This is a genomic window from Leifsonia sp. KNZ12-8B, assembly GCF_056755495.1.
The window spans coordinates 1-9,627 of the sequence record NZ_JBPGXM010000139.1 but is presented as its reverse complement, the minus strand read 5'-3'; the positions used below and the strand labels follow the sequence as shown (position 1 = coordinate 9,627).

Below are 9,627 nucleotides of genomic sequence, written 5' to 3'. Positions count from 1 at the left end.
GGGGTGGGGGGTGGGGGTGGCGGGATGCAGGTCAGGGGCGGGCTGCGGCTTAGTGGGCGCGTATCTCCGGGGGCTTGTCCCGCGGCAGGGGCGGTGCGGCCTCCACCGTCCAGGAGGGGCGGGTGCCGGTCAGCGCCCACGCCGCCTGCACAGCGCCGCCGTCGGCGACGTACTCGCCGGGGGCGGGCACGACGACCTCGGCGTCGAAGACCTGCGCGGCGACCGCGGCGACAGCCGGGTTCTGGGCCGCTCCGCCGATCAGCAGGATGCGCCGCTCGCGCACGCCGACGGCGCGTACCGCGTCGAGGCCGTCGGCGAGGCCGCACAGCATCCCCTCGATCGCCGCGCGCGCTAGGTTGGCCGGGACGGTCGAGGCGAGGGTGAGGCCGTGGATGCTCGCCTTCGCATCGGGCAGGTTGGGTGTGCGCTCGCCCTCGAAGTACGGCACCAGAACCACGCCGTCGGCGCCAGGGGCCGCGGACAGCGCCAGCGACGACAGGCCGTCGTGGTCGACCCCGAGCAGGCGGGCGATCGCATCCAGCACGCGTGCGGCGTTGAGCGTGGCGATCAGGGGCAGGGAGACGCCGCTCGCGTCGGCGAATCCGGCGACCGTGCCGCTCGGGTCGGCGACGGGCGCGTCGGTGACCGCGAACACGGTGCCGCTCGTCCCGATCGAGACGACGACGTCGCCTTCGGCGGCGCCGAGCCCGAGCGCGGCGCCCGCGTTGTCGCCGGCACCGGGGCCGACGAGCACGCCGTCGGGAGTGCGGCCGGCTGCCTCGCCCGGGCCGAGGACCCGGGGGAGCACGACGGCATCGGCGGCCGCACCCGCGGCAGGCTCGGACCCCGCCTCGCGGCCGGGCCGCCCGAGCGCGCGCTCGAACAGGTCGAAGTCGTAGGCGCCGGTCGCCGCACCCCAGTACGCGGTACCGCTGGCGTCGGAGCGGTCGGTGGTCAGCGCCTCCAGGTCCGGGCCGAGCAGGCTCTCGTCGGCGGGGCCGTAGCCGCACAGCCTCCAGGTCAGCCAGTCGTGGGGGAGCGCGACCGCCGCGACGCGCGCCGCATTGGCGGGCTCGGCATCCCGCAGCCAGCGCAGCTTGGTCGCCGTGAACGAGGCGACCGGCACGATGCCGACGCGCTCGGCGTAGGCATCGGCGCCGACCTCGGCGATCAGGTCGCGGGCCGCCGCCGCCGAGCGGGTGTCGTTCCAGAGGAGGGCGTCGCGGATCACGCGCCCCTCCGCGTCGAGCACCACCATGCCGTGCTGCTGCCCGGCGACGGAGATCGCGGCCACGTCGGCGAGACCGCCGGCGGCCTCGAGGGCGATGCGCAGCGCCTCCCACCAGGCGGCCGGGTCGACCTCGGTGCCCTCGGGATGGGCGGCCCGACCCGAGCGCACGAGCACGCCGCTCTCGAGATCGCGGATGACCACCTTGCAGCTCTGCGTCGAGGAGTCGACGCCGGCGACGAGTGTCACGTCTTCGTGTCCTAACGTTCGGCGAAGGGCGCCGTTCTGCCGGAATCCGAGCGGAATAACGGCAGAACGACGCCCTTCGGCGGATGGAGAGAGGGGACTAGCGGGCGTTCAGGAGGTGCTCGAGGGCCAGCTGCTGCAGGCGCACGAAGCCGAAGCCCTTGCCGCCGAAGTACGCGCCGGCGTCGAACTCCTCGTAGGCGCTGCGGTCGGCCAGCAGGTCGTCGTACGACTCGCCATCGCCCAGCGTCGGCTGCGCGAGCTGGGTGACGCGGGCGGCCTCCAGCGCCTCCTGCACCTCGGGGTCGGCCCGGAACGCAGCCGCCCGCTCCTTGAGCAGCAGGTAGGTGCGCATGTTGGCAGCGGCCGAGTCCCACACGCCGGTGATGTCCTCGGTGCGCGACGGCTTGTAGTCGAAGTGGCGCGGGCCGTCGTAGGCCGGGCCGCCGTTCGGGCCGCCGTTCTCGAGCAGGTCGACGAGGGCGAAGGCGTTCTGCAGGTCGCCGTGACCGAAGACGAGGTCCTGGTCGTACTTGATGCCGCGCTGCCCGTTGAGGTCGATGTGGTAGAGCTTGCCGTGGTACAGCGCCTGGGCGATGCCGGCCGCGAAGTTGAGGCCCGCCATCTGCTCGTGGCCGACCTCGGGGTTCACGCCCACCAGCTCCGGCCGCTCCAGCGACTCGATGAAGGCGAGGGCGTGGCCGACCGTCGGCAGCAGGATGTCGCCGCGCGGCTCGTTCGGCTTCGGCTCGATGGCGAAGCGGATGTCGTAGCCCTTGTCGGTGACGTACTGGCCGAGCAGGTTGACCGCCTCGCGGTAGCGCTCCAGCGCGTTGCGGATGTCCTTCGCGGCGTCGTACTCGGCGCCTTCGCGGCCGCCCCACATGACGAACGTCTTCGCGCCGAGCTCGGCGGCGAGGTCGATGTTGCGGAGCACCTTGCGCAGCGCGAAGCGGCGCACGGCGCGGTCGTTGGAGGTGAAGCCGCCGTCCTTGAAGACGGGCGCGCTGAACAGGTTGGTCGTGACCATCGGCACGATGATGCCGGTGTCGGCGAGGGCCTGCTTGAGGCGGTCGATCTGCTTCTGGCGCTCGGCGTCGGTGGAGCCGAAGGCGAACAGGTCGTCGTCGTGGAAGGTGAGGCCGTAGGCCCCGAGCTCGTTCAGCTTGGTGACCGCCTCGACCACGTCGAGCTGCGGGCGGGTCGGGCCGCCGAACGGGTCGGTGCCGTTGTACCCGATGGTCCAGAGACCGAACGAGAACTTGTCGTCGCGGGTGGGGGTGAGGCTCATGGAGTGTCCTTCAGCGTCGTCGGTGATTTGTTGTCTCAATAAACTTATATCAGGAGGCGGCCGCCGCCGCGACCCCGACCGTAGCCCGATCCACGGTGGAGTCCACCAGCAGCCGGTCGGCGGCCGTGACCGCGTGGTCCGGTCCGGTGATCGTCAGGGAGGTCGTCGTCTCGCGCTCGGCGCAGGACGGGCCGACCCACAGCTCCACCTCGCCGGCCTCGACGACCCGGCGCAGGTCGCGGCCGCTGAAGGCCAGACGGGTGGTCGGCACGGAGAACCGCACCACGACCTCCTCGCCCGGTTCGAGGTCGACCCGCTGGTAACCCAGCAGCTGCGCGACCGGCCGGGTCACGCTCGCGTGCACATCGTGCGCGTACAGCTGCACCACATCGGTGCCGGCGCGCTCGCCGGTGTTGGCGACGCGGACGGACGCCTCGAACGTCCCTCCGGCGGCGACCTCCGCATCGGCGCTGAGCTCGGACCGGGTGAACGAGGTGTAGGTCAGGCCGTGGCCGAACGGCAGCACGGGCGTGCTGTCGGCGCTCGTGATCTCGTTCGGCCCGCCCAGGAACGGGTGGAGGTACGAGTACGGCTGTGCGCCGGCCGAGCGCGGCAGCGACACCGGCAGGTGTCCGGAGGGGGAGACCCGGCCGGAGAGGACGGCGGCGATGGCGCGCCCGCCCTCCTCTCCCGGGAAGAAGGCCTGCAGCACCGCGGCCGGGGCCGCGGGACCGGACACGGCCCAGTCGATCGCGTACGGCCGGCCAGAGAGCACGACCATCACGACGGGCGTGCCGGTGGCGACCACGGCCTCCACCAGCCGCCGCTGCACGCCAGGGAGCTCGAGGCTCTCGACGTCGTTGCCCTCGCCGACCGTGCCGCGGCCGAACAGCCCCGCCCGGTCGCCGACGACCACGACGGCGACGTCGGCGCCGCGCGCGGCGGCCTCGGCCTCCTCGATCCCGGACTCGTCGTCGCCCTCGACATCGCAGCCGAGGGCGTGCGCGATGGCGGCGCCGGGCAGCTCGTCGCGCAGCGCCGTCAGCACCGAGGGCAGCTCGATGCCGAGCGGGACCTCCGGGTGGTGGGCGAGCACGTGGTTGGCGAACGAGTAGCAGCCCATGAGCGCCTCGGAGGAGTCGGCGTTCGGACCGACCACGGCGATGCGGCGCGGGGCCTCCTCGCGGCCGTCCGAGACGCCCGCGGCGCCGCCGAACGGGAGCAGCCCGTCGTTGGTGAGCAGCACGAGCGACTCCTCGGCCAGCCGCAGGGCGACCTCCCGGTGCTCGGCGGTGTCGAGGTCGATCGCGGCGGGAGGGGCGTCGAACGTCTCGTCGAGCAGCCCGAGCTCCTCCTTCTGGGCGAGCACGCGCAGGACCGCCCGGTCGACCAGCCCCTCGTCGGCCAGCCCGGCGCGGATGCGGGAGGCCAGCGGCTCGAGGAACGCGTCGCCGGTCGGCAGCTCGACGTCGACGCCGGCGTTCAGCGCGAGCGCCGCCGCCTCGCCGAGGTCGGCCGCGACCCCGTGGGTCGTGTGCAGGAACGCGACGGCGAAGTAGTCGGCGACGACCACCCCGTCGAAGCCCCACTCGTCGCGCAGCACGCCGGTCAGGTATTCGGGGGAGGCTGCGAGCGGCACCCCGTCGAGCTCGGCATACGAGTTCATCACCGACCGCACGCCGCCCTCGCGCACCGCCAGCTCGAACGGCTGGAGCAGCACGTCGCGCACCTCGCGCGGCCCGGCGTGGACCGGCGCGTGGTTGCGGCCGGACTGCGAGGCCGAGTAGCCGACGAAGTGCTTGAGCGTGGCGTGGACACCCGCGCCCTGCAGCCCCTTCACGTACGAGGTCCCGATGGTGCCGACGACGTACGGGTCCTCGGCGATGCACTCGTCCACACGGCCCCAGCGGGGGTCGCGGATCACGTCGAGCACCGGGGCGAGACCCTGGTGGATGCCCAGCTCGCGCATCGAGCCGCCGATCAGCCCGGCCATCCGCTCCACGAGCACGGGGTCGAACGACGCACCCCAGGCGAGCGGCGTCGGGAACGTCGCGGCCTTCCAGGCGGCGAGCCCGGTCAGGCACTCCTCGTGCACGAGAGCCGGGATGCCGAGACGGGTGTCGCGCACCAGACGGCGCTGCTCCTCCCACAGCCACTCCGCACGCGCGGCCGGGTCGACCGGGCGCGTGCCGTAGACGCGGGTGAGCTGGCCGATGCCGTGCGCGGTCGCGTCCTCGTAGCGACCGGGATTCCCCATCTCGCCGGCCATCGGCGCGACCAGCTCGTCGCCCTTGTCGACCCAGTAGCCGACCAGCTGCGCGAGCTTCTCGTCGAGGGTCATCCGCTCGTGCAAAGCGCGCACGCGCTCGGAGACGGGAACAGGTTCGGTCATGGAGGTTCTCACTTCTTTCGGCGGCGCACGGGAGCACCGCGAGACGGCGGGCGGTCGGCCCGCGTGGGGGTCAGCCCTTGACAGCGCCGGTCAGGCCGCCGACGATGCGGCGTTCGAACAGGCTGAAGAAGATCAGCGCCGGGATCATCGAGAGCGACGTGAACGCCAGCACCTTCGCCGTGTCGACGGAGTACTGCGACGAGAACGCCTGCACGCCGAGCGGCAGGGTGAACGTCGCCTCGTTGTTGAGGATGAACAGCGGCAGCAGGTAGCTGTTCCAGCTGCCGATGAAGGCCAGGATGCCGGTCGTGATGACGCCGGGGAGCGACAGCCGCAGCACCATCCGGAAGAAGAAGCCCAGGCGGCTGCAGCCGTCGATGAAGGCCGCCTCCTGGATCTCGTCCGGGATCGCGCGCAGGAACGGCACCAGGATGATGATCGTCGTCGGCAGCGCGAACGCGATCTGCGGCAGGATGACTCCGCCGAGCGAATTCATCAGGCCGAGGTTGCGCACCACAATGTACAGCGGGGTGATCGCCACGGTGATGGGGAACATGAGGCCCGCGGCGAACAAGGCGTACAGCACGCCTCGGCCGCGGAACTGGTAGCGCGCCAGCACATAGCTCGCCATGAGGCCGAGCCCGACCGCGCCGATCGTGGTCGCGAGGGCGACGATCGTGGAGTTGAGCACCTGGCGCCAGAAGACGCCGCCGGTGAGCACGTCGAGGTAGTTGGCGACGTTCCACGGGTCGGGGAAGCCGGCCGGGTCGGTGGTGATCTGCGCGTTGGTGCGGAAGCCGCCGAGGACGATGTACACGATCGGCGCCAGCATCAGCGCGATCACGATGAGCGCGACGAAGTAGACGGTGGGGGAGCCCCACGGCAGCGCCTTCGCCTCGGAGCGGCGCGTGCGAGGGCGGGAGGCGGTGAGGGCGGTCATCGCTTCGTCCTTTCGGTGAGCGCCCCCGCCGTGTCGCGGCGCAGCACGAACCGCTGGTACACGAGCGCGACGACGAGGGAGATGAGGAAGATCACGACGGCGACCGCGTTGCCGTAGCCGAAGTTGCCGGCATTGCGACCGTTGGCGACCATGTACGTCGCCATCGTGGAGGTGCCGGCCGTCGATGCGACGTACTGGCCCCAGATGATGTAGACGAGGTCGAACAGCTGGAGGGCGCCGATGATCGACAGGAACGCCCAGATGCGGAACGTCGGCCCGAGCAGCGGCAGGGCGATGCGGCGCTGGATCTGCCAATACGACGCGCCGTCGAGCGCGGCCGCCTCGTACAGCTCCTCCGGGATGCCCTGCAGGCCGGCGAGGAACAGGATGACCGCGAAGCCGATGTACTTCCAGGTCAGGATGATCATCAGCGTCCAGATGGCGATGTCCGGGTCGGACAGCCAGTCCTGCTGCCAGGCGCCGAGGCCGATGTTCTCCAGCAGCCCGTTGACGGCGCCCTGGGTCTGGAGCATGAGGCTCCAGCCGGTGCCGACCACGACCTCCGCGATCACGTACGGCACGAAGATGAGGACGCGGATCAGCGACTGTCCGCGCATCCGCCGGTTCAGCAGGAGCGCCAGAAGGATCGCCGCAGGACCCTGCAGCACCAGCGACATGACCACGATGAAGGCGTTGTGGCCGAGGGCCGCCTGGAAAGCGGGATCGGTGAGGATGACGACGTAATTCTGGAAGCCGACGAAGTCGGTCGGCGGGCCGTAGCCGCCCCAGCGGTAGAAGCCGTAGAAGGCGGCCATCGCGACCGGGAAGATCACGAAGCCGAGGAAGACGATGACGGCCGGGCCGACCAGGAGGGCGATCTCGAAGCGGCCGGGCCGGCCGGGCCCCCGTCGGGCCCGGCGCTGCCGGGACGGGAGCGACGCCGTGGCGCCGCTCCCGCCCTGGTGCGCGAGACCCGTCTGCGACGGGCGGCCGGTGGCCGTGTTCTCGCGGGTGGTGCTCACGACCTGATCAGCCCTTCTTCGCTGCGTCGTTGGCCGCCTGGATCATCTGCTTCGGGTCGCTCTTGCCCGCGAGCATGTCGACCACGGCCACGTTCAGCGCGTTGCCGACGTTCTGACCCAGCACGGTGTCGAGCCACTGCGAGACGAACGGCGCCGCGTTGTACGCCTTCAGGACGTCCTTCAGGTAGGGCTCGGTGACCTTCGCCTGCGCCTCGGTGTTGACCGGCGGGGCGTTGAAGGCCTTGTAGTAGGCCTCCTGCTGCGGGGTGGTGGCGAGGAAGTTGAGGAAGTCGACGCACTCCTTCGGGGCCTGGGCCGAGCAGGAGTAGCCGTCGACGCCGCCCATGATGGAGCCGGGCTCACCCTTGCCGCCCGAGATCTCGGGGAAGGGGAAGAAGCCCAGGTCGGGCAGCGGCTTCTGGTCGGGGGTCAGCGAGCCGATCACGCCCGGGTCCCACGCGCCCATGAGCTCCATCGCCGCCTTGTGGTTGGCGACGAGGCCGGCCGAGCTGCCGGCGCCCTGCTGGGCGGAGGTGGTGAGGAAGCCGTCGTTGAAGGGCTTGGTCGACGCGAACTCCTGGAGGTCCTCCGCCGCCTTCAGCCAGCAGCCGTCCGAGAAGTCCTTCGAGTCGGCGGTCTTCTCCATCGTGGAGGGGGAGCACTCGCGGAGCGCGAACCAGTAGAACCAGTGCGCGGCCGGCCAGGCGTCCTTGGCGCCGAGGGCGATCGGGGCGACCCCGGTGGCCTTCAGCTTCTCGGTGGCGGCCGTCAGCTCGTCGATGGTCGTCGGGTTCTCGGTGATGCCGGCCGACTTGAAGAGGTCCTGGCTGTAGAAGAACCCGCCCGGAAGCACGGCGATGGGGAACGCCCAGACCTTGTCCTGGTAGGTCTCCGCCTTGAACGAGCCCTCGGAGATGACCTTCTTGGTGTCGGCGTTCGCCTTGCCGGTCAGGTCCATCAGCTGGCCGGCGTTGACCATGGCCGCCATCTTGCCGCCACCGCGCTGCAGGAAGATGTCGGGGGCGTCGCCGGAGTTGAGCGCCGTCTGCAGCTTGCCGTCCAGATCCTCGTTCTGGATGGTCTGGATCTTGATGCTGACCTTCGGGTTCTCCTTCTCGAAGTCGGCCACGGCCTGCTTCCAGAAGTCCTGGCCAGGTCCGGTGGTCGAGTTCTGCCAGAGCGTCATCGAGACCTTGCCGTCGCTCGATCCCTCGGAGTTCCCACTGCACCCGCTGAGCGCGAGCGCCCCGATCGCAAGGGCTGCCGCCCCGGTCAGGAGTCTGCTGGTTCTCATGTGATTTCCAACCGTTTCTCTTCGTTGAGGGGCGCCGCGATCGGCAGGGCTGCCGGGGCGCCAGGGTTCAGGACGCTGACAACTATCGTTCGCGTCCTGCGGAGTGTCAAACGTTTTCGATATCGTTTTCGAAATCGGTTTCGAATCGTCTCTTTCTGCACTATGCTCGGCCGACATGGGACGGCGGCCGACGATCAACGATGTGGCTCTCGCAGCCGGTGTATCGGTCGCGACGGTCTCCAAAGCCGTCAACGGACGGTACGGCGTCGCGGTCGAGACGGTGGAGCGGGTGCTGCACGTCGTGCAGGAGCTCGGCTACGAGTCGAGCCTCGTCGCGAGCAGCATGCGCGCCAGGCAGACCGGGGTGATCGGCGTGCTGGTGGCCGACTTCGAGCCGTTCAGCGCCGAGATCCTGAAGGGCGTCGGCGCCGCCCTGCACGAGTCGCGCTACGACCTCCTCGCCTACAGCGGTTCGCGCCAGCTCTCGCCGGAGGGCTGGGAGCGACGCTCGCTCAGCCGGCTGAGCGGCACCCTCATCGACGGCGTGATCATGGTCACGCCGACCGTCGTGAACGTGTCGGCCGAGGTGCCGATCGTCGCGATCGACCCGCACACCGGACCCGCCGACCTCCCGACAGTGGAGTCGGACAGCTTCGGCGGCGCTCGCATCGCCACCGAGCACCTCCTCTCGCTCGGGCACCGCCGCATCGCGTTCGTCGCGGGCCGGCCCGACCTCCGCTCGTCCAGCCTGCGCGACGCCGGGTACCGGCGGGCGCTGGGCGAGGCGGGGATCCCTTTCGACCCGTCGCTGGTGGCGGTGGGGCGCTACGAGCAGGACACCGTGCGGGAGGCCGCCCACCGCCTCCTGATCCGGTCCGACCGGCCGACCGCGGTGTTCGCGGCCAACGACATCTCGGCCATCGCCGTGATCGAGGTCGCGACCGAGCTGGGCCTGGACGTGCCTGGCGAGCTCTCGGTCGTCGGCTTCGACGACGTGCCGGAGGCGTCGCAGTCGACGCCCCCGCTGACGACGGTCCGGCAGCCCATGCAGCGGCTCGGATCGGCCGCCGCCGAGCTGGTGGTGTCGCTGCTGAACGGCGGGGAGCCGGAGCGGACGCACCTGCGCCTCCCGACCCGCCTGGTGCGCCGGGGCACGACGGCGCCGCCGGCCGCCTGACCGACTGACCCGCCTGAGCCGGCAAACGACTTGGCAC

Annotated in this window: 7 protein-coding genes; 1 reads left to right on the top strand and 6 read right to left on the bottom strand. The window is 71.1% G+C overall.

Going from position 1 to position 9,627, the window contains the following annotated elements; all coding sequences use genetic code 11:
• Window positions 1-49: 49 nt before the first annotated feature.
• From ACR9ZG_RS16095 to ACR9ZG_RS16070, 6 genes are all read right to left on the bottom strand, one after another.
• On the bottom strand, window positions 50-1,477 hold the full coding sequence (locus ACR9ZG_RS16095) for a xylulokinase (RefSeq protein ID WP_481285862.1): 1,428 nt from the start codon (window positions 1,475-1,477) through the stop codon (window positions 50-52).
• 97 nt (window positions 1,478-1,574) lie between these two features.
• On the bottom strand, window positions 1,575-2,765 hold the full coding sequence (gene xylA / locus ACR9ZG_RS16090) for a xylose isomerase (RefSeq protein WP_481285861.1): 1,191 nt from the start codon (window positions 2,763-2,765) through the stop codon (window positions 1,575-1,577).
• 49 nt (window positions 2,766-2,814) lie between these two features.
• Window positions 2,815-5,157, bottom strand: a complete 2,343-nt coding sequence (locus ACR9ZG_RS16085; RefSeq protein ID WP_481285860.1) for a beta-xylosidase/alpha-l-arabinosidase — start codon at window positions 5,155-5,157, stop codon at window positions 2,815-2,817.
• 70 nt (window positions 5,158-5,227) lie between these two features.
• The gene (locus ACR9ZG_RS16080; RefSeq protein ID WP_481285859.1) at window positions 5,228-6,097 is read right to left on the bottom strand and encodes a carbohydrate ABC transporter permease; all 870 of its coding nucleotides are present in this window, start codon (window positions 6,095-6,097) and stop codon (window positions 5,228-5,230) included.
• A complete protein-coding gene (locus ACR9ZG_RS16075) occupies window positions 6,094-7,119 on the bottom strand; it encodes a carbohydrate ABC transporter permease (protein ID WP_481285858.1) in 1,026 nt (341 codons plus the stop codon). Before ACR9ZG_RS16075 ends, ACR9ZG_RS16080 begins: the two co-directional genes overlap by 4 nt.
• A 7-nt stretch (window positions 7,120-7,126) precedes the next feature.
• Window positions 7,127-8,413 (bottom strand): ABC transporter substrate-binding protein, encoded by a 1,287-nt coding sequence (locus tag ACR9ZG_RS16070; RefSeq protein WP_481285857.1) that lies wholly within the window; start codon window positions 8,411-8,413, stop codon window positions 7,127-7,129.
• Window positions 8,414-8,588: 175 nt separating this feature from the next.
• Here ACR9ZG_RS16070 and ACR9ZG_RS16065 point away from each other — a divergent pair, with 175 nt between their 5' ends.
• Window positions 8,589-9,590 (top strand): LacI family DNA-binding transcriptional regulator, encoded by a 1,002-nt coding sequence (locus ACR9ZG_RS16065; protein WP_481285856.1) that lies wholly within the window; start codon window positions 8,589-8,591, stop codon window positions 9,588-9,590.
• The last annotated feature ends 37 nt before the right edge of the window (window positions 9,591-9,627 follow it).

Excerpts from the sequence above, each read along its gene's own strand:
- ACR9ZG_RS16080 (WP_481285859.1), bottom strand. The coding sequence starts at position 6,097 with ATGACCGCCCTCACCGCCTCCCGCCCTCGCACGCGCCGCTCCGAGGCG.
- ACR9ZG_RS16070 (WP_481285857.1), bottom strand. The coding sequence starts at position 8,413 with ATGAGAACCAGCAGACTCCTGACCGGGGCGGCAGCCCTTGCGATCGGG.
- ACR9ZG_RS16065 (WP_481285856.1), top strand. The coding sequence starts at position 8,589 with ATGGGACGGCGGCCGACGATCAACGATGTGGCTCTCGCAGCCGGTGTA.
- xylA (WP_481285861.1), bottom strand. The coding sequence starts at position 2,765 with ATGAGCCTCACCCCCACCCGCGACGACAAGTTCTCGTTCGGTCTCTGG.
- ACR9ZG_RS16085 (WP_481285860.1), bottom strand. The coding sequence starts at position 5,157 with ATGACCGAACCTGTTCCCGTCTCCGAGCGCGTGCGCGCTTTGCACGAG.